Origin of the sequence: Xanthomonas sp. PPL134, assembly GCF_040595915.1 — a bacterium.
GTDB lineage: Bacteria > Pseudomonadota > Gammaproteobacteria > Xanthomonadales > Xanthomonadaceae > Xanthomonas_A > Xanthomonas_A indica.
In genome coordinates this window covers 294,606-313,945 of the sequence record NZ_JAMDLL010000003.1, presented here as the reverse complement: position 1 = coordinate 313,945, position 19,340 = coordinate 294,606, and the positions used below count along the sequence as shown (strand labels likewise).

21 protein-coding genes are annotated in these 19,340 nt (G+C 69.2%); 2 read left to right on the top strand and 19 right to left on the bottom strand.

All coding sequences use genetic code 11. The annotated features are described in order from the left end of the window. Window positions 1-16: 16 nt before the first annotated feature. The 12 genes from ybgF to M3U25_RS09180 all read right to left on the bottom strand — a co-directional run bounded on the left by ybgF (window position 17) and on the right by M3U25_RS09180 (window position 10,999). A complete protein-coding gene (gene ybgF / locus M3U25_RS09235) occupies window positions 17-844 on the bottom strand; it encodes a tol-pal system protein YbgF (RefSeq protein WP_242161130.1) in 828 nt (275 codons plus the stop codon). A 6-nt stretch (window positions 845-850) separates the two neighbouring features. Further along, window positions 851-1,369: a peptidoglycan-associated lipoprotein Pal gene (pal, locus tag M3U25_RS09230; protein ID WP_010344309.1), complete on the bottom strand. Its 519-nt coding sequence runs from the start codon at window positions 1,367-1,369 to the stop codon at window positions 851-853. 68 nt (window positions 1,370-1,437) lie between these two features. Then, a complete protein-coding gene (gene tolB / locus M3U25_RS09225; RefSeq protein ID WP_010344310.1) occupies window positions 1,438-2,757 on the bottom strand; it encodes a Tol-Pal system beta propeller repeat protein TolB in 1,320 nt (439 codons plus the stop codon). Window positions 2,758-2,928: 171 nt separating this feature from the next. Next, on the bottom strand, window positions 2,929-3,930 hold the full coding sequence (gene tolA, locus M3U25_RS09220) for a cell envelope integrity protein TolA (protein ID WP_242161131.1): 1,002 nt from the start codon (window positions 3,928-3,930) through the stop codon (window positions 2,929-2,931). Continuing rightward, entirely contained in the window at window positions 3,920-4,357 is a 438-nt protein-coding gene (gene tolR, locus M3U25_RS09215) for a protein TolR (RefSeq protein ID WP_010344312.1), read from the bottom strand. The genes tolA and tolR overlap by 11 nt, the downstream gene beginning before the upstream one ends. Window positions 4,358-4,394: 37 nt before the next feature. Beyond that, complete coding sequence (tolQ, locus tag M3U25_RS09210; RefSeq protein WP_017907448.1) at window positions 4,395-5,171, bottom strand: protein TolQ; 777 nt, start codon at window positions 5,169-5,171, stop codon at window positions 4,395-4,397. Then, complete coding sequence (gene ybgC / locus M3U25_RS09205; protein WP_039725849.1) at window positions 5,168-5,641, bottom strand: tol-pal system-associated acyl-CoA thioesterase; 474 nt, start codon at window positions 5,639-5,641, stop codon at window positions 5,168-5,170. The genes tolQ and ybgC overlap by 4 nt, the downstream gene beginning before the upstream one ends. A 39-nt stretch (window positions 5,642-5,680) precedes the next feature. Next, window positions 5,681-6,718 (bottom strand): Holliday junction branch migration DNA helicase RuvB, encoded by a 1,038-nt coding sequence (gene ruvB / locus M3U25_RS09200; protein ID WP_355498106.1) that lies wholly within the window; start codon window positions 6,716-6,718, stop codon window positions 5,681-5,683. Window positions 6,719-6,903: 185 nt separating this feature from the next. Continuing rightward, the gene (locus M3U25_RS09195; RefSeq protein ID WP_242161157.1) at window positions 6,904-8,745 is read right to left on the bottom strand and encodes a potassium transporter Kup; all 1,842 of its coding nucleotides are present in this window, start codon (window positions 8,743-8,745) and stop codon (window positions 6,904-6,906) included. A gap of 131 nt (window positions 8,746-8,876) precedes the next feature. Beyond that, window positions 8,877-9,461 carry a Holliday junction branch migration protein RuvA gene (gene ruvA, locus M3U25_RS09190; RefSeq protein ID WP_010344317.1) on the bottom strand — a complete coding sequence of 195 codons (585 nt, stop codon included), beginning with the start codon at window positions 9,459-9,461 and terminating at the stop codon, window positions 8,877-8,879. Window positions 9,462-9,585: 124 nt separating this feature from the next. Continuing rightward, the gene (ruvC, locus tag M3U25_RS09185) at window positions 9,586-10,182 is read right to left on the bottom strand and encodes a crossover junction endodeoxyribonuclease RuvC (protein WP_242161134.1); all 597 of its coding nucleotides are present in this window, start codon (window positions 10,180-10,182) and stop codon (window positions 9,586-9,588) included. A gap of 82 nt (window positions 10,183-10,264) precedes the next feature. Further along, a complete protein-coding gene (locus tag M3U25_RS09180; RefSeq protein ID WP_010344319.1) occupies window positions 10,265-10,999 on the bottom strand; it encodes a YebC/PmpR family DNA-binding transcriptional regulator in 735 nt (244 codons plus the stop codon). A gap of 282 nt (window positions 11,000-11,281) precedes the next feature. Between M3U25_RS09180 and M3U25_RS09175 the strand changes: the two genes are divergently transcribed. Then, a complete protein-coding gene (locus M3U25_RS09175) occupies window positions 11,282-12,184 on the top strand; it encodes a hypothetical protein (protein ID WP_355498112.1) in 903 nt (300 codons plus the stop codon). Window positions 12,185-12,276: 92 nt separating this feature from the next. On the opposite strand, the gene M3U25_RS09170 is transcribed toward M3U25_RS09175, so the two are convergent. The 5 genes from M3U25_RS09170 to aspS form a co-directional block, all read right to left on the bottom strand. Continuing rightward, window positions 12,277-12,900, bottom strand: coding sequence for an alpha/beta fold hydrolase (locus tag M3U25_RS09170; RefSeq protein WP_355498115.1), 624 nt, complete (start codon window positions 12,898-12,900; stop codon window positions 12,277-12,279). Between the two features lie 7 nt (window positions 12,901-12,907). Further along, window positions 12,908-13,219, bottom strand: coding sequence for an I78 family peptidase inhibitor (locus tag M3U25_RS09165; RefSeq protein ID WP_237473103.1), 312 nt, complete (start codon window positions 13,217-13,219; stop codon window positions 12,908-12,910). Between the two features lie 98 nt (window positions 13,220-13,317). Continuing rightward, entirely contained in the window at window positions 13,318-13,836 is a 519-nt protein-coding gene (locus M3U25_RS09160) for a GNAT family N-acetyltransferase (RefSeq protein ID WP_160946517.1), read from the bottom strand. Window positions 13,837-13,839: 3 nt separating this feature from the next. Continuing rightward, a complete protein-coding gene (locus M3U25_RS09155) occupies window positions 13,840-14,160 on the bottom strand; it encodes a DNA primase (RefSeq protein WP_355498120.1) in 321 nt (106 codons plus the stop codon). Between the two features lie 31 nt (window positions 14,161-14,191). Next, the gene (gene aspS, locus M3U25_RS09150) at window positions 14,192-15,943 is read right to left on the bottom strand and encodes an aspartate--tRNA ligase (RefSeq protein WP_355498123.1); all 1,752 of its coding nucleotides are present in this window, start codon (window positions 15,941-15,943) and stop codon (window positions 14,192-14,194) included. Window positions 15,944-16,100: 157 nt separating this feature from the next. On the opposite strand from aspS, the gene M3U25_RS09145 reads away from it, so the two are divergent. Then, complete coding sequence (locus tag M3U25_RS09145) at window positions 16,101-17,054, top strand: DUF3011 domain-containing protein (RefSeq protein ID WP_355498127.1); 954 nt, start codon at window positions 16,101-16,103, stop codon at window positions 17,052-17,054. Window positions 17,055-17,230: 176 nt separating this feature from the next. On the opposite strand, the gene M3U25_RS09140 is transcribed toward M3U25_RS09145, so the two are convergent. Then, a complete protein-coding gene (locus M3U25_RS09140) occupies window positions 17,231-17,569 on the bottom strand; it encodes a zinc ribbon domain-containing protein (protein WP_355498130.1) in 339 nt (112 codons plus the stop codon). A gap of 71 nt (window positions 17,570-17,640) precedes the next feature. Continuing rightward, on the bottom strand, window positions 17,641-18,924 hold the full coding sequence (locus tag M3U25_RS09135; protein WP_242080623.1) for a cation:proton antiporter: 1,284 nt from the start codon (window positions 18,922-18,924) through the stop codon (window positions 17,641-17,643). Window positions 18,925-19,340: the final 416 nt, after the last annotated feature.

Below are 19,340 nucleotides of genomic sequence, written 5' to 3'. Positions count from 1 at the left end.
CGGCAGCGTAAGGGGCTCAGCGCAGCTGCTGGCCGATACGGATCGACTGCAGGCGGTCCTGCGCGGTGCGCGCGGCATCGGACCCAGGATACTTCGCGCCGACCTGTTGCAGGGTCTGCTCGGCGTCCTGGACGCGGCCTTCGCCGTACTGGGACAGGCCCAGCTTGAGCAGCGCGCCCGGTGCCTTGTCGTGGGTCGGATAGCGGCCGATCAGGTCCTGGAACTGGGCCTCGGCCAACTGGAAATTCTTGGTGGCGTAATAGCTCTCGCCGAGCCAGTACAGCGCGTTCGGCGCATACACGCCGTTCGGGTAGGCCTGCAGGAAGCTCTGGAACAGGTTCGCCGAATCGGCGTACTTGCCTGCCTTCAGGGCGTCGAAGGCAACGTTGTAGGCCGCCCGCTCATCGCCGGCGGCCGCCAGGGTACCGGCGTCGCCGTGCACCGACGGCGGCGGCTCGGCGACGGCAGACGGCTTGCCTGCGGGCGCGGCCGGCGCGGCAGCCGGTGCGGCGCCATTGGCCGGCGGCAACGGCGGCGTCGCCCCTGCCCCTGCACCACTTTCGAGCCGGCCCACGCGGCCATCCAGGTCCAGGTACTGGTCCTTGATCTGCTGCTTGAGCTGGTCGTTGCTGTGCTGCAGTTGTTCGATCGTGGCCTCCATCGACTGCATCTGCGTCCGCAGCTGGTTGAGCTGGTTCAGGATGTCGGTGTTGGCCTGGGTATTCATGGCCTGCTGCTCGAGCGCGGAAACGCGGTCGGCCAGGCTCGCGCGCTGCGCATGAGCCGGCGCGGCGGCCACGAGGGCCGCCGCGACGATCATCGATGTAAGGACACCGATACGCATCTTTTCTTACTGCGCCGTGTAGACGATCTCGACGCGACGGTTCTGCGACCAGCAGGACTCGTTCGACTCGGTGCAGACCGGACGCTCTTCACCGTAGCTGACCACGGTCAGCTGCGCAGCCGAACCACCGTTGGCCTGCAGCGCCGAGGACACGGCGTTGGCACGACGCTCGCCCAGGCCCATGTTGTACTCGCGCGAACCGCGCTCGTCGGTGTTGCCCTGCAGGGTGATGCGCGAGGACGGACGGTCACGCAGGTACTTGGCGTGGCAAGCCATGATCGCCTGGAACTCCGGCTTCACGGTGTCCTTGTCCAGGTCGAAGTAGACCACGCGCTGACGCAGGCAGGAATCGGTGTCCAGGTCGCCCGGGCCATACAGACCGGAGGTCGACGGACCGGTCGGAGCGGTGGTACCGGTGGTGCCGGTGGTGTCGGTCTGGGGCTGTTCCTTGACCTTCTTGGCGCAGCCGGCCAGAGCTGCAACGGACAACAGCGAAACAAGCAGAACGCGGGTGGTCTTGTTCATGGGGATACCTTGTGGCTCCTGGGCCGATGAGGGGTTCAACAGCGAAATATTAACACCAAACTTACATGTCAACGTGCAGTGCGATACGGCGACCAGGACGGCTCGCGCACGTCGCCATCGGCGAGCACCAGACGCTGCCGCACGCGGGCATCGGCCGAGACCGCGTACAGCACGCCACGGCCGCCTTCACGCGCCGCATACAGCACCATGCTGGCGTTGGGAGCGAAGCTCGGCGATTCGTCCAGCGAGCCGGTCGACAGCGTGCTCCAGCGCGGCGAACCCAGGCTGCGGTCCATCATCGCGATCTTGTAGGTGTTGCCGCTGCCCTGGGCCACGACCAGCTTGTTGCCGTCGAAGGACACGCTCGGGGTCGCGTTGTAGTTGCCCTGGAAGGTGATGCGGGTGGCGCTGCCACCGGTGGCCGGCACCTGGTAAATCTGCGGGCGGCCGCTGCGGTCGGAGGTGAAGTAGATGCTGTTGCCGTCCGGCGCCCAGGTCGGCTCGGTGTCGATGCCGAAGTGGTTGGTCAGCTGGGTCAGCTGCTTGCTGCCCAGATCCATCACGTAGATCTCCGGGTTGCCGCTGCGCGACAGCGCCAGCGCCAGCTTCTTGCCGTCCGGCGAGAACGACGGCGCGCCGTTGATGCCGCGGAAGCTGGAGACCAGTTGGCGCGCACCGGTGGCGATGTCCTGGATGTAGATCGACGAGTTGCCGCGCTCGAAGCTCACGTAGGCCAGCTTCTTGCCGTCCGGGCTCCAGTTCGGCGACAGCAGCGGCTCGGCCGAGCGAACGATGGTCTGCGGGTTGTAGCCGTCGGAGTCAGCCACCATCAGCGCATAGCGCATCGCCCCACCCTTGCCGCTGGCAGTGACATAGGCGATACGGGTCCAGAACGCGCCGCGCACGCCGGTGATCTTCTCGTAGATGGCATCGGCCATCTGGTGGGCGACGTCGCGCATGGCGTTGGCGCGCGCGGTCATCGCCAGGCCGAGCATGCGCTCGCCCTTGCCCACGTCGAACAGTTCGTACTCGACGCGGTAGGCGCCCTCGCCGGCATCCATCACCCGGCCGACGACCAGATAGCTCTGCTTGAGCGCGCGCCAGGTGGCGAACTGCACTTCGCTGCCGCGGGTCGGACGCTCGACGATCTGCGACTCGGGCAGATTGCGGAACTGGCCGGAGCGATCCAGGTCGGCGCGGACCACCGCGGCGACGTCGGTGCTCGGCGGGGTCGCCGAGCCCTGGTACGGCATCGGCACGACGGTGATCGGGGTCGCCGAGGCATTGCCGCCGACGATGTCGATTTCCAGGCCCTTGTCCTGCGCGGACGCGGCGAGAGGCAGCAACAGGGCGGTGAGAACGGCAAGCCAGCGCGGCAGTTTCTTCATGGGTCGCTCAGCAGGATCGGAAAGGCGCAAGAGATAGCAATGCGCGGGTGAACGTATTCGCAATCATGAACCATCGCCATGTGAAGCCGATGGCAGGACGCGGCACATTATCGCCCATCGCCCGTGGGGTGGATGGCCGGCCGTGCGCAAACGCAGCGGCGGCGGCCGATCTCACTGGTCCTGGGCGGTGAAGTTGAACGTCAGGTTGCGCGCGAACACGGTCTCGAAGCCGCGGTAGGGCAGCGGCTGCGCGCGCAGCACGGCGGCCTCGATCGAGCGGCGGCCGGCCTCGTCGTACGGGCAGTCGGGACTGACCTTGGCCTCCATCACCTGGCCGCCGGGAATCTGCGTGATCGAGATCTTGCACTTCTGCCCCAGCGGCACCGAATCCGGACGCACCCACTGACTCAGCACCGCCTGCTGGATCGCCGCGGCGTACTTGGCCTGCAGGTCGGTGTTGGTGCCGTTCTGGCCCGGCGCCTGCTGCGGCGTGGTGGCCGCGGCCGCCGAGGCCTTCTTGGCGTTCAAGTCGGCGATCTGCTGCAGCTTCTGCTGGGCCAGTTGGGCCTCGCGCTCCAGCTTCTCGCGCTGCTTGCGGATGTCGGCGATCTTCTTCTGCCGCTCCTCTTCCTGCTGCGCGGCCAGCCGCTGCTTCTGCTCGGCTTCCTGCTGGCGCTTCTGCTCGGTCAGGTCGATCTGTTCCTGGCGGCGCTTGGCCTCCTGCTCCTGCTTCTCCTTCTCCTGGGAGATCGCGGTGCGGGTGGCACGGTCCTGGTCGACCTTGTCGGGGACCGGGACGAAATCCTGTGCCTTCTGCTGCTGCGGCGTCGGCGCCTGCTGCGGCTTGGGCGTGGGAATCGGCTGCGGCGGCGGCACCGTGTCTTCCTCGGCGACGTCCTTGACCGGCTCGGGCAGCGGCTCGGGCAAGGGCTTAGGCGCGTCCTTGACCGCCTTCTGCGCCGAGCGCACGTCGGCAGCCGAGACCACCAGCGAGGCCTCGACCATCGGCGAACCGGCGGCCGGTTCGACCTGGCGCACCGGCGACCACCACCAGGCCAGGAAGAACAGCAGCGCGATCAGCACATGCACCAGCAGCGCCAGGGCGACCCCGTAGATCAGGCCCTTGTCGTCGCCGCGGTGCAGCGGCGGGCGGGAGTCGGCTTCAGCGTGCATTGTTTCCGGGCTGACTCATCAGGCCGACCTTGGGCACGCCGGCCTGCTGCAGCATGACCATGGTGTCCATGACCAATTGATAGTTGGAGCTGCCGGGCGCGGCGACGAACACCGGCACGTCCTTGTTCTGGCCGACGAAGGCCTGGATCTTCGCCTTCAGTTCCGGCGCGGCGATCTTCTCCGGCTTGCCGTCCTGCAGGGTCAGCGTGTAGCGGCCCTCGGCATCGACGGTGACGATCACCGGATCCTTCTTGCTCTCCACCGAGCGCGCGGTGGAATCGGGCAGGTCCACGTCCACGCTCAGGCTGAGCAAGGGCGCGGTGACCATGAAGATGATCAGCAGCACCAGCATCACGTCGATGTACGGCACGACGTTGATCTCGGACTTGAGCTTGCGGCGCTTGCGGCGGGAAATGGCGGCAGTCATGCGGGAATCCTGGAAGTCGTGGGCAGGCGGGCGACGCTCAGTCGCCGCTGGCCTGGCGCTGCAGGATGGAGCTGAACTCTTCGGAGAAGGTCTCGAAGCGCACGGCCAGGCGCTCGACCCGGGTGGTGAAGCGGTTGTAGGCCCACACCGCCGGGATCGCCACGAACAGGCCGATGGCAGTGGCGAACAGCGCTTCGGAGATGCCCGGCGCGACCGCGGCGATGCCTGCCTGCTGACCGCTGTTGATCATGTCGTGCATGGTCACCATGATGCCGAACACGGTGCCGACCAGGCCCACGTAGGGCGCGGTGGAGCCGATGTTGGCGAGCAGTTCCAGGTTGCGCTCCAGGCGGTCCACTTCGCGCGCGTAGGTGGCGCGCATCGCCCGTTGCGCACCCTCCAGCTGGATGCGTGCATCGAGCCGGCGCTTGTCGCGCAGGCGGGTGAATTCGCGGAAGCCGGCCTCGAAGATCGCCTCCAGCCCGCCGACCACGCGGTTGCGGTCGGTGGCGCCGGCGTAGAGCTTGCTCAGGTCGGTGCCGGACCAGAAGCGGTTCTCGAAGTCGTCGGCCTCGCGGTTGGCGTCCTTGAACACCTTGCCCTTGCGGAAGATGATGACCCAGCTGATCAGCGAGCCGAGCAGCAGCAGCAGCACGATCACCTTGACCGGCAGGCTGGCCTTGACCATCAGGTCCAGGTAGTTGATGCCGCCGTGGGCGGCGGTGCTGGCGACGGCCTGGGTGGCGGTCTGGGTCACGTCCTGCGGCAGCGCCTCCACCACCGTGTCCTGCAGGGCCAGGAGCAATGCGATCATCCGTCGTTCCTCAGTAATTCGGCTTCAGTGATTTCAAGAACTTTCAATGCATCGTGCAGCGCGTCGTCCATGCCGCGCGGGCGGAAGCTGCCGGCGCTGAGCGCCGCCACCCGCACCTGCGCGCGCAACAGCAGTTCCCCGTCGTCGCGGCGGATCGACTGCGCGAACACCAGGCTGGCGCGCTTGCACTGCGACAGCGCGACGCCGACCTGCAGGGAGTCGTCCAGGCGTGCCGGGCGCAGGAAGTCGAGTTGCATCGCGCGCACCGCGAACACCAGGTCGTGTTGCAGGCGCAGGCGTTCCTGACCATACCCCAGCGCCCGCAACCACTCCGTGCGCGCCCGCTCCAGGAAGGCCACGTAGCGCGCGTGGTAGACCACGCCACCGGCGTCGGTATCTTCCCAGTAGACGCGTGTCGGCCAACTGAATAGCCGGGAATCGGGAACGGGGAATGGGGAATCGGCAGTCAAGAGCGGCGCTCCTGTCGATAGCTGGGTAACCAAAACATCCTAGAACAGCGCCCCCGATTCCCCATTCCCGATTCCCAATTCCCGGCTCTTGGGCTGCAGGCCCAGGTGCAGATAGGCCTTGTTGGTGGCCATGCGGCCGCGGGCGGTGCGGATCAGGTAGCCCTGCTGAATCAGGTAGGGCTCGATCACGTCCTCCAGGGTGCCGCGTTCCTCCGACAGCGAGGCGGCCAGCGACTCGACGCCGACCGGGCCGCCGTCGAAGTACTCGATGATGGTGCGCAGCATGCGCCGGTCCAGCTCGTCGAAGCCCTCGGCGTCGACCTTGAGCATCTGCGTGGCGGCCTGCGCCACCGCCAGGTCGATCTGCCCGCCGGCGCGGACCTGGGCGAAGTCGCGGACCCGCCGCAGCAGGCGGTTGGCGATGCGCGGGGTGCCGCGCGCGCGCCGGGCGATCTCGGCGCAGCCGTCGGCGTCGCAGGCGATGCCGAGGATGCTGGCGGAGCGGCGCACGATCTGCGCCAGCTCGTCCGGGGTGTAGAAGGCCAGGCGCTGGACGATGCCGAAGCGGTCGCGCAGCGGCGCGGTCAGCAGGCCGGCGCGGGTGGTGGCGCCGATCAGGGTGAACGGCGGCAGGTCGATCTTGATCGAGCGCGCGGCCGGGCCCTCGCCGATCATGATGTCGATCTGGAAGTCTTCCATCGCCGGATACAGCACTTCCTCCACCACCGGCGACAGCCGGTGGATCTCGTCGACGAACAGCACGTCGTGCGGCTGCAGGTTGGTCAGCAGCGCGGCCAGGTCGCCGGCCTTCTCGATCACCGGACCGGAGGTGACCCGCAGGTTGACCCCCAGCTCGTTGGCGATGACGTGGCTCAGCGTGGTCTTGCCCAGGCCCGGAGGCCCGAAGATCAGCACATGGTCCATCGCCTCGCCGCGCGCCTTGGCCGCCTCGATGTAGATCGACAGCTGCTCGCGCACCGGCTGCTGGCCGAGGTAGTCGTCCAGCCGCTTGGGGCGGATGCTGGCCTCGGCGACCTCATCCTCGCGGGTGGCGCTGCTGGCGATGATGCGGTCCATGGAAAGCCGGGATTGGGGAATCGGGAATGGGGAATCGAGCGGACAATAGTAGCGGTTGGCGGCACGGCTGGCGCCTACTTCCGTGGTCGCCGCTGCGTTTTTTCAGGCCGGACGCCGCGGCCGTTGCCTTTCCCTATTCCCCATTCGCGCTTCCCCATTCCCAAGGCCGCGACCCCGTCGCGGCCTCAGATCTCCACCTGCGCGCCCAGTTCCACCAAGCGGTTGCCGGGGATGCGGAAGAAGCCGGTGGCGGGGGCGGCGTTGCGGTGCATGATCGCGAACAGCTTGTCGCGCCAGATCGGCATGCCGCGGTTGGCGCTGGCCACGATGGTCTCGCGGCTGGCGAAATAGGTAGTGTCCATGGGGTCGAAGTAGATCCCGCCCTGGTCGCAGGAGCGCATCAGCGCCAGCGGCACGTCCGGGGTCTCCATGAAGCCGAAGCGCACGTAGACACGGTAGAACTCGTCGCCGATCGCGTCGATCTTCAGCCGCTGCCCCGCCGCCGCGTACGGCACCTGCAGGGTCTCCACGGTCAGGAACACGTTGCGCTCGTGCAGCACCTTGTTGTGCTTGAGGTTGTGCATCAGCGCATGCGGCACCACCATCGGGTCGGCGGTCAGGAACACCGCGGTGCCGGGCACGCGCACCGGCGGCGCCAGCATCAGCCCAGGCAGGAAGGTGTCGAGCTTGATGCCGTCCTTGCGGATCTCGTCGTGCAGCAGCTTGCGGCCGCGGCGCCAGGTGCGCATCAGGGTGAACAGGATCAGGCCCAGCAGCAGCGGGAACCAGGCGCCGTCCAGGAACTTGATGATGTTGGCGTAGAAGAACGCGCAGTCCACCGCCAGGAACACCAGGGCGAACAGCCACAGCAGCGGCGCCGGCACCCGCGGGTTGGCGCGCGCGTAGATGACCATCAGCACGGTGGTGATCAGCATGGTGCCGGTCACCGAGACGCCGTAGGCGGTGGCCAGCGAGGTCGAGTCGCCGAACCCGATCACCGCCACCACCACCAGCGCCAGCAGGCACCAGTTCACCGCCGGCACGTAGATCTGGCCGATGGTGGAGTGCGAGGTGTGGCGGATGTGCATGCGCGGGATGTAGCCCAGTTGCATGGCCTGGCTGGCCACCGAGTAGGCGCCGGTGATCAGCGCCTGCGAGGCGATCACCGTGGCCGCGGTGGCCAGCACGATCATCGGGTACAGCGCCCACTCGGGCACCGCCTCGTAGAACGGGTTGCTGACCGCGGCCGGGTCGCGCAGCACCAGCGCGCCCTGCCCCAGGTAGGTCAGGGTCAGCATCGGCAGCACCACGAACTGCCAGGAGCGGCGGATCGCCTTGGCGCCGAAATGGCCCATGTCCGCGTACAGTGCCTCGCCGCCGGTGACCGCCAGCACCACCGCGCCGAGCACGAACACCGCGTGCCAGTTGTGCTCGGCGAAGAAGCGCACGCCCCACCATGGGTTCAGCGCATGCAGCACTTCCGGCGCGCGCGTCATGTTGTAGACGCCGATCGCGCCCAGCGCCACGAACCAGACCAGGGTGATCGGCCCGAACGCCTTGCCCACCCGCTCGGTGCCGTAGCGCTGGGCCATGAACAGCATCCCCAGCACCACCAGGGTGATCGGCACCACGAACGGCTCCAGCTTGGGCGCGGCCACCTCCAGGCCTTCCACCGCCGACAGCACCGAGATGGCCGGGGTGATGACGCCGTCGCCGAAGAACAGCGAGGCGCCGAAGATACCGAGGATGCCGACCACGTACATCGAGCGCGAGCCGCCCGGCAGGGTCCGCTGCGCCAGCGCGGTCAGCGCCATGATGCCGCCCTCGCCGTCGTTGTCGGCGCGCATGATCACGGTGACGTACTTGACCGTGACCACCAGCATCAGCGCCCAGAACACCAGCGACAGGATGCCCAGCACGGTGTCGTGGTCCGGGGTCAACCCGTAGTGCGGCGAGAACGCCTCCTTGAGCGTGTACAGCGGACTGGTGCCGATGTCGCCGAAGACCACGCCGATGGCGGTCAGCATCACCCCAAAGCCCGTCTTGGCGTGCGGATCGTGGCTGCCCGGGCGGGCGGCGGAACTGGAGGAGCTGGACATGGTGGGAAGAGTAGCGCCAGAACGTGAAGAAAGAGCGGGGAGCCGAGCCGACCGGGCGGTCAGCGCAGCGCCGCCTGCAGGGCCTTGCGGATCACCGTGGCGACCTCGTCGCCATCGGCGGCGGCGTCGCGCGCCATCTTCGCCGCCTCGGCCGGCTTGTAGCCGAGCTGCTGCAGCGCCACCGTGGCCTCGGACACCGCGTCGGTGCCCAGCTGCCCGGTCACCGGTGCGCCGCCGCTGAAGTCGGCCGCACGGTCGCGCAGTTCCACCACCATGCGCTCGGCGGTCTTCTTGCCGATACCGGGGATGCGGGTCAGCGCGGTGACGTCGGCGGCGGTGATCAGCCGCGCGAACTCGTCCACGCTGACCCCGGACAGCACCGCCAGCGCGATCTTCGCGCCGATCCCGCTGACCCGCTGCACGTCGCGGAACAGGCGCCGCTCGCCCTCGCGCAGGAAGCCGTACAGCGACACGCTGTCCTCCTTCTGCGCATAGTGGGTGAACAGGATCACGTCGCGACCGACGTCGGGCAGGTCGTAGAAGGTGCTCATCGGCGCCTCCAGCTCATACCCCACCCCACCCACGTCAATCACCAGCCACGGCGGCTGCTTGTAGGCCAGGATCCCGCGCAGACGGCCGATCATTGGGCGCCTCCGTGGAGGCGCCGGGAATGGGGAAACGGGAATGGGGAATGGGCAAAGCGGACGCCCGCTTCATCGCTTCTGCTGTTCCCATTCCCGATTCCCGACTCCCGATTCCCAGCCTTTCTCATTTTCTACTCCACGCCTGCTGCGTGCTGACGCCCAGGCGCTGCGCGGTGGCGCGCACGTGGGCATGGGTGATGGCGACGGCCAGCGCGTCGGCGGCGTCGGCCTGAAGTTTGCCGGTCAGGCTCAGCATGAGACCGACCATGTGTTGCACTTGTTGCTTCTCCGCCGCGCCCTTGCCGACCACGGCGAGCTTGATCTCCTTGGCGGCGTACTCGTGCACCGGCAGCTCGCGCAGCACCGCCGCGCAGATCGCCGCGCCACGTGCGTGGCCGAGCTTCAGCGCCGCGTCGGCGCTCTTGCCCATGAACACCCGCTCGATCGCCACTTCCTGCGGGCGGTACTCCTCGATCAACGCATCCAGCCCGAGCAGCAGGCGCTTGAGCCGCAAGGCGAAATCGCCCTCGCCCAGCAACACCAGCGGCGCATGGTGCACGTGCCGGGTACGGCCGGCCGCGTCCACGTCGATGATGCCCACGCCGGTGCGCTGCGAGCCGGGGTCGATGCCGAGGATGCGGGTGGAGCCGGGATTGGGGATTCGGGAATCGGGAATCGGGAAAGCAGCGCCCGTGCGGGCAGAGATGCCCGTGGCAGCCATCGATGTCTGCGATGCCTCCGGCACAGGCACGGCGCTCTTCCGGGTGCCGGGTCCCGGGCCCCGGGCCCCGGCGTTCATGGTGTCAGCCCCCGTCACTCAGCGCGGCCTGGTCCACGTTGGAATAGACGTTCTGCACGTCGTCCAGGTCTTCCAGCATGTCCAGCAGCTTGCGCACCTGCACCGCGGTGTCGCCGTCCACGGCGATGTCGTTGTCGGCGCGGAAGGTGATCTCGGCATGGTCGGCGGCCAGGCCGGCCGCGTCCATGGCGTCCTTGACCGCCTGGAACGCCTCCGGTGCGGTCAGCACGTCGATGGCGCCGTCCTCCGGATAGACCACGATGTCGTCGGCGCCGGCCTCGATCGCCGCCTCGGTGATCTTCTCCTCGTCGGCGCCGGCGGCGAAGCTGAGCACGCCCAGGCGCTTGAACATGAAGGCCACCGAGCCATCGGTGCCCATGTTGCCGCCGCACTTGCTGAAGGCATGGCGCACGTCGGCCACGGTGCGCACGCGGTTGTCGGTCAGGCAGTCCACGATCACCGCCACCCCGCCCGGGGCATAGCCCTCGTAGCGCACTTCCTCGTACTCCACGCCTTCCAGTTCGCCGGTGGCCTTCTTGATCGCCCGCTCGATCACGTCCTTGGACATGTTGGAGGCCAGCCCCTTGTCCATCGCCACGCGCAGCCGCGGGTTGTTGGACGGATCGCCGCCACCGGCGCGCGCGGCGACGCCGATCTCGCGGATGATCTTGGTGAAAATCTTGCCGCGCTTCGCATCGGATGCGTTCTTGCGGGCTTCGATCGAGGGGCCTCTACCCATGGGGCGTTCCGGACAGTTGTAAGGACAAGGCGCGGATTTTACCTGATGCCGCGCACATCCCGGGGTTCGGCCACGCCGGCGAGCGGCCGCGCGTGCGGCCGGCGCATGCCGCGCGTTCCCCGGGCGACGCCGGCGCCAGCGCGTGCCGGCCCGTGCTACCTGTCAAACCTTGGCGGACTGTCTACCCATGCGCGCCGCATCGCTGCCAGAACTGTCATGCCCCACCGGGAGGCTGAACGCGTCAGTCGCGCCCGCCTTCCATCGCACTAGAAGGAGATCCCCATGTCCCGCAACATCCCCGCACCCGTCCCCTTCCTGTCGCTGGCCCTGCGCTGCCTGGGCCTGCTCGCCCTGGCTGCCCCGGGCCTGGCCAGCGCCCAGACCGACGCCTTCAGGGGCCGCTACAGCGCCGGCTTCACCACCTATGCGATCAGCGGCCAGGAACCCCGCGCGACAGGCAAGTACCCGGTCTACGTGCATATCGGCGGGACCGGCGAGAACTACCAGAGCAATTGGGCGATGGCCGCGGTGAACGCCGCGGCGGCCAAGGGCTTCGTGGCCGCCTCGGTGGAGTACGACAACGCCAGCTTCGGCAGCTGCGGCGTCATCGGCAACCGCGCCAAGGCCATCTTCGATGCGCAGAACCTCAACAGCGCCATCGCCCAGATTTGCGCCCGCGACAAGGCCGACTGCTCCAAGGGCGTGGTGACCGGCGGGCTCAGCCAGGGTTCGATCATCTCGGTGCTGGCGCACGACTACGAGCCGCGGGTCGCCGCCTCGTTCGGCCAGGGCACCGGCGCGACCTACACCGCCTACTACAACCTGGCGTCCTGCATCGCCGACGGCAACCACTCGCTGCCGTCCGATCGCCTGCGCATCATCAACGGCGAGCGCGACATGTTCGTCGGCGGCACCGAGAACATCGCCCGCACGCAGGCGCAACTGGTCACCGGCCTGCGCTGCGACGGGCAGCAGTCGTGCTTCCGCAGCAACGGCAGCGGCTGGTACATCGTCAAGGACCGGGAGGTGCAGGACCTCTACGCCGACCACTGCTTCATGGGCTTCGGCGGCTACCCCGGCACCCAGTGCGCGGGCATTCTGGTCGACGGCAACTACCGCAGCGGCACCGCCGCCTGGGCGCTCAACCCCACGCTGGACTGGTTGAAGACCTTCGTGACGCCATAAGGGGCGGCATCGCCCCGCACCGGCGCCAAGGCGTCGCGGAGACAACGCGGCGCGGCTGGCGCCACAGGACGCCGGGTTCTGGCAGGCACCGCTCAGGTGGCGAAGCGGCCGTCGCGCAGGAACGCGGCGGTCTGCCGCGCGGCCTGTACCGAGAACAGCAGGCCGCTGTGGCTTGCGCGGACCCGGCAGTGATCGCCCAGGCCGGGCACGCGGGTTTCCGCCAGGGCCACGCTGCCGTCGGACTCGGGGCCGAGCGCAACGAAGCGCGCGCCCAGCCCACGCGGCACGGTGCCGGCGACCATGCCGACCTCGGCCGGCCCATCCCAAGGCGCCACGCCCTGCTGCAACAGCGCTGCGCTGCGGCCCAGCGCCAATCCGAGCCGCCGTTGCGCCAGTGCGCGCGCGGCGGCGCTGCCGGCCAGCGGACTGCCCAGGCACACCACCCGGGTCACCGGGAGCGAGGGCGCCTGCCGCAAGGCCTGCAAGGCGATCAGGCCGCCGAGGCTATGCCCGACCAGCGCCACCGGACCGGTGGCGGCCATACGTTCGATGCGGGCATGCAGCCGCGGGAGCGCGGCCTCGGCGCCGCCGAACGCGGTCGAATAGCCGAAGCTGGCCACGCACCAGCCATCGCGACGCAGGCGCAGCGCCAGCGGCAACAGCCACGGCCGCGCGTTCCAGATGCCATGCAGCAACAGCACCTGCGGCGCGGCCATGCGCGGTTCAACCGCAGGTGGTGCGGACGATGTGATTGCTGCCATCCAGGAACACGTTGAGCCGATCCAGGCGCAGATCGCGGGTCACCGCCTGACCAGGGGCGATCGGCCGCACCACGCCGGCGCCGCTCTCCTTCCAGACCCGGCTCATGGTCGCCTGGGTCGCCTCCTGGCCGACCGCCCAGGCTACGGCCTCGACGTTGCAGCGGCCATCGCCCTGCACGGTCGGCCCGCCACTGGCCGGCTGCAGTCTGGCCGGCGGCGCGCACGCGGCCAGCAACGGCAACACGGCGGCGATTCCCATCCACGGTCGGAACATGACGCGTTCTCCTGCAGGCTGGACAGGCCAGCACTCTAGCGCGCCTGCGTTGCCGCGGTGTCGACGTGGCGGCGCCGGGCCGTGCCCGGCTGCAGGCCTCAGGCCGCGCGCGGCGGCCGACGCAGGATGAATTCCAGGTCGCGCACCTGCCCCACTGGGAACTCGTAGGTGCCGACCTTCTCGAAGCCGTAGCGGGCGTAGAAACGCTGCGCGCCCAGGTTCTCCGACCACACGCCGACCCACAGCGTGCGCGGGCCGTCGCGTTCCAGCCAGGCCAGGGCAGTCTCGAACAGCCGCGCGCCCCAGCCGCCGTTCTGGTGTGCGCGCAGCAGGTAAAGCCGCTTCAGTTCGCCGTCGCCGGGACGCACCTCGGCATGCGGCAGGCCGCAGGGACCGGCCGCGGCGTGCCCGACCACGGCGCCGTCGTGCTCGACCAGCCAGATCGCGTAGTCCGGATGCGCCAGCACCACCTGGGCGCGCTCCAGCGAATAGGCCTCGTCGAGGAAGGCCTGCAGGTCCTGCGCCGGATACAGATGGCCGAAGGTTTCGCAGAAGGTGGCCGCGGCGATGCGGGTCACCGCAGCGGCATCGTCCGGCGTGGCGCGGCGAATCAGCACGGCTCAGCGCGCCGGGTGCGCGGCGTCGGCGTCGGACTCTTCGCCGTCGTCCTCGTCCTCGTCCTCGTCCTCGTCCTCGTCGTCGCCGTCTTCCTCGTCCTCTTCTTCCTCGTCGTCTTCCTCGTACTCGTAATCGTCCTCGCCGAAATCCTCGCCGTCCCAACGGCCTTCCGGATCCGGCACGAACGCCAGCGGCGCGTTGGCGCCGCTGCCGGCACGCACCAACCAGCCGCCGAACACGCGCGCGCGCTGGGTGACGATGGCCTCCACTGCGCCCTCGTTGCCGAGGGTTTCCCACTCCAGATTGAATGCGGTCTCGCTCATGTGTCGGCCTGCTACGGTTGGAAGAACGGGATCACTGCGCCTGCGGGCGCACCTGCACGTGCACCTCGGCGAGTTGCGCGTCGGCGATCGGCGACGGCGCGTCGGTCATCAGGTCCTGCGCGCCGGTGGTCTTGGGGAACGGAATCACGTCGCGGATCGACTCGGTACCGGCCATCAGCGCGGCGATGCGGTCGATGCCGAAGGCGATGCCGCCGTGCGGCGGCGCGCCGTAGTTCAGCGCATCCAGCAGGAAGCCGAACTTGGCGCGCGCTTCCTCGGCGCCGATGCCGAGCAGCTCGAAGACCGCGCTCTGCATGTCCGGGCGATGGATACGGATCGAACCGCCGCCGATCTCGTTGCCGTTGAGCACCATGTCGTAGCCGCGCGAGACCGCGGTCTTGGCGTGCGTGCGCAACTCGGCGATGTCGTCCACCGCCGGCGCGGTGAACGGGTGATGCAGGGCCACGTAGCGCTGCGCCTCCTCGTCCCACTCGAACATCGGGAAATCGGTGACCCACAGCGGCCGCCAGCCCTCGGCGACCAGGTTGAAGTCCTTGCCCGCCTTCAGGCGCAGCGCGCCCATGAAGTCGGAGACCTTGCCGTAGGCGCCGGCGCCGAAGAACACGATGTCGCCGTTGCCCGCACCAACGTGGGCGAGCAGCGCAGCGAACGCGGCCTCGCCGAAGAACTTCTGGATCGGCGAGCTGATCTCGCCGCTGTCGGCGATCTTGATGTAGGCCAGGCCCTTGGCGCCGTACTTGGCGGCGTGCGCGGCGTATTCGTCGATCTGCTTGCGCGAGAGGCTGGCGCCGCCGGGAATGCGCAGCGCGGCGACGCGGCCATCGGGATCGGCGGCCGCGGCGCTGAACACCGCGAAGTCGCTGTCCTTGACCAGCTCGGCCACGTCGGTCAGCTCCAGCGCGATGCGCAGGTCCGGCTTGTCCGAGCCGTAGCGGCGCATGGCCTCGGCCCAGGTCATGCGCGGGAATTCGGCGGCCAGTTCGACGTCGACCACCTCCTTGAAGATGGCGCGGACCATCGCCTCGACGAAGTCCTGCACGTCGCGCTCGCGCACGAAGGCGAACTCCATGTCGAGCTGGGTGAACTCGAGCTGGCGGTCGGCACGCAGCGCCTCGTCACGGAAGCAGCGCGCGATCTGGTAGTAGCGGTCGAAGCCGGCCACCATCAGGATCTGCTTGAACAGCTGCGGCGACTGCGGCAGCGCGTAGAACTCGCCCGGGTGCATGCGCGCCGGCACCAGGAAGTCGCGCGCGCCTTCCGGGGTGGCCTTGGTCAGGATCGGGGTCTCGATGTCCTGGAAGCCGCGCTCGTCCAGGTAGCGGCGCAGCGCCTGCACCAGCTTGATGCGGGTGCGCTGCATGCGCTGCATCTCCGGACGGCGCAAGTCCAGATACCGGTACTTCAGGCGGGTTTCCTCGCCCGGGTTCTCGTGCGCGTGGAACGGCAGCGGCGCGGCCTTGTTGAGCACGGTGATGGCGGTGGCGATGACCTCGACCTTGCCACTGCGCAGTTTGTCGTTGACCGCATGCCGCGCGCGCACCACGCCCTCGACCTGCAGCACGTCCTCGTAGCCGAGGCTGGCGGCGACCTTGAACACCTCCGCGTTCTCCGGCTCCACCATCACCTGCACGATGCCTTCGTGGTCGCGCAGGTCGATGAAGCACACGCCACCGAGGTTGCGGGCCACGTCGGTCCAGCCGGCCAGGGTGACGGTTTGGCCGATCAGGGTCTCGTCGACCAGGCCGCAGAAGTGGGTACGCATCGCTAGCTCCAAACAGGGGGCGGCCGGCGCAGAAGGCGCCGGCAAGCCCGGTATTCTGCGGCGGCGCGTCGGCCCGGGCAAATCGCGCATGACTCATCCTGGCTTAAGTTGGCCTGCGGCTATAGTCCGCGCACCATTCACGGGGAGGAGAGAACCCATGTTGAAGCCCCTTGGCACCTGGCTGGTGATCGCCGCGCTGGCCCTGGCCAGCGCCCCGGCCGCGGCCCAGAGCGCCCGCGCCTACGCCCCGCAGGACCTGCGGCAACTGTCGATCCCCGGCCGGGTCCGGGTGATCGAGCGCGAATACGCCGATCAGTCGCGCGGCCGGCAGATTCCCGTCGACCAGCTCGAGTTCTACCTGGACCAGATCGACCGCGGCTGGGGCTTCGGCAACATCCAGCAGGACATCGCCACCTCGCTGCGCGGCAGCGGCGGCGGCTGGCGGCAGGAACCGGGCTTCGACGGCCGCACCGTCGCCTGCTCCAGCAACGATCGCCGCCGCCAACAGTGCGCAACCCCGTTCCGCGGGCCTGCCCGCCTGGTCGGCACCCTCTCCGACTCGCCCTGCATCGAGGGCCGTACCTGGGGCTCGGCGCCGGGCGTGGTGTGGGTGGACCAGGGCTGCCGCGGCCGCTTCGTCGAAGGTCGCGGCGATTGGGGCGGCAACTGGGGCGGTGGCGGCGGTGGCGCGGCCGGCACCGTGCGCTGCGAGAGCCAGGACCAGCGCCAGCGCGTGTGCCCGACCGGCTGGCGCAACGCCATGCTGGTACGCCAGCTGTCGGACACCCGCTGCATCGAGGGCAGCACCTGGGGCTCGCGCGATGGCGCGGTGTGGGTCGACGACGGCTGCCGCGGCGAGTTCGCCCCGGGCCGCGGCGGTGGTGGCGGTGGCTGGGGACCGGGCCGGCCGCCGCTGGACAGCGGCTACACGGTGACCTGCAGCAGCGACGACAAGCGCCTGCGCACCTGCGCCTGGGACCGCCGCCAGGGCCGCCCGGTGCTGATCGAACAGCTGTCGGGCACCACCTGCGCGGAAGGCCGCAGCTGGGGCTACGAAGGCAATACGGTGTGGGTCAACGGCGGCTGCCGGGCACGCTTCGGCGCGCGTTGAGCAAGGCGAATGCGGGCCGCCCGCGATGTCGGGCGGCCCGACGCCGGCGTGAGACGTCGATTTCCAGGGGCGGCTCGTACCGCTTTTGGATGACCGCGACCGGGTGATGCCTGGTCGCGGCTGAAGCCGCTCCTACGATGAGCCGCGCGCCTGGCGCGGCTTGGCAAGGGCGGGACTCAGGTCGCCGCAGGCTTGGCCGCGGCGGGCGCCGGCGCCGGGGCGGCGGCAGCCGCCGGCTTGGCCGGGGCGTCGGACGCAAGTGCAGCCGCGGGCTTGGCCTCGCTGCTGCCGCCGGTGCTGCCCGACTCGGCGAGGTTGCGCTTCTTGTCGCCGTCCTTCTTGAAGTCGGTCTCGTACCAGCCACTGCCGGACAGGCGGAACGCCGGTGCGGTGAGCTGGCGCTTGACCGTCGGGGCGGCGCAGGACGGACAGGTCTCAGGATCCGGATCGGACAGTTTCTGCAGGCGGTCGAAGCTGTGACCGCATGCGGCACATTGGAAAGCGTAGATCGGCATGGCGGCAAAAACGCGAGAGCAACGGAGGCGGCCAGTATGGGGGCCGCACGCCGGCTTTCAAGCGCTCTTGCTCATGCCGGCCCGGGCTGGGGCCGCGGCGCCGTCTCCGGCGCGCCCACGGGCGGCGTTGGCGCCTCCGCTACCGGCGCCTCGGCGACCGGCGCGTCCGGCGCCGTCGGTGCCTGCGCCGACGCGGCATCCGCCGGCGCGGCCGGCGCCGCTTCCAGCGGGCTGACGTCGAACGGCATGCGCAGCAGCAGCGCCGGCAGCAGCGTGGTCAGGGCCGCGTACAGCAGCAGGGCGCCGAACAGGGCGTCGGCGATGGCGAAGCGGTCGCGCAGGATGCCGGCCAGCACCAGGGTGAAGATCAGCGTCGGCGACAGCGCCAGCGACACCCGCAGGCTGCTGCGCGCGCCTTCGCCGAACAGCACCCGCCGCTGCAGCCACAGAATGCCGATGCGCAGCGGCAGCACGCAGGCGGTCATGGCCAGGCCCAGGCCCAGCGCCTGCAGGCTCAGCGCCCCGCTCGGCACCTTGGTGCCGGCATTGAAGAAGTAGAACGGCACGAAGAACGAGGCGAACAGGCGCACCGCCTGCAGGTTCTCGTCGGAGGCCAGCAGCGGCATGCGCTGGCGCAGCAGCCGCGCCACCAGCCCGGCGATGAACGCACCGACCAGGTAGTACACGCCCAGAGAATAGGTGATGTAGGCGGCAATCAGGCCGACCATCACCAGCAACGAGAATTCCGAGCCCGGCGCTTGCGGCGCCACCCAGCGCCCCAGGGCCACGAACAGCAGCGGCAGGCCGACCAGCATCGCCACCAGCGCCAGGCTGGACAGGCCCATCTGCCAGGGATCGCCGGCCTGCAGGATCACGAACAGCGCTGCCAGCGCCAGCAGTTCGCCGGCGATGGCCTTGCTGGTGACCCAGAAGCGTTCTTCCTCGTCCAGCCCCAGCCGCCCCAGCGACTCGATGATGAAACCGGTGGATGGGGTCAGCAGGGCCAGCGCCAGCAATCCGGCCGCCTGCCACGGCAGCGCGGCGTAGCGCCAGGCCAGCCAGCCGACGCCGAACAGGGTGCCGCCGCGCACCACCAGGTGCAGCAGCAGCGGCCACAGGCCGCGGCGCAGCGCCTTCGGGTCCACTTCCAGACCGGCGAACAGGAACAGCGACGAGATGCCGAGCGTGGCCAGCAGGGTCACCACCGGGTCGTGCGCGCGCGGCCCCATCGCCAGCATCGCGATGATGCCGAACAGCAGACAGGTCAGCGGCGCCGGCATCTTGAAGCGCTGCAGCGCGCGCGGGATCACCAGCAGGGCGAAGATCAGCAGCAGGTAGATCAGTTCGTGGCTCATCGGGCAGGAGATTCCAATGCGGGCCCGCCGGCGGCGGCAGCGGCGATGATGCCGGTTCGCCCGTGTTGTGCGCCATCACGGCGAAGCGCCGGCTGCGGTCGCGGGCCCTGCATAGCGTCTGCGTGCAGCGGCGCGTCCACGCGAGGCATTCCCTGCCTGCGGCGCATACGCCGCGCACGCGAACGCCCTAACGGACAGCCGCGCAAACGCAACGGCTCCGCCTCGGCCGCAGCCCCTCCCCCGTTGCCGCTGCGCGTGGCTCGCGACATCGCCCTGTCTCGATTCATGCCGATTTGCGCATGATGCATGGATCCGCAAGATCCCGGTCATATGCACGAAACCGCTCGATCGGACCATGAGCGCCCCTCACGCAAGCCACGCAACCGATGACCGTTTCGGCGTATTTCCGCACCCCC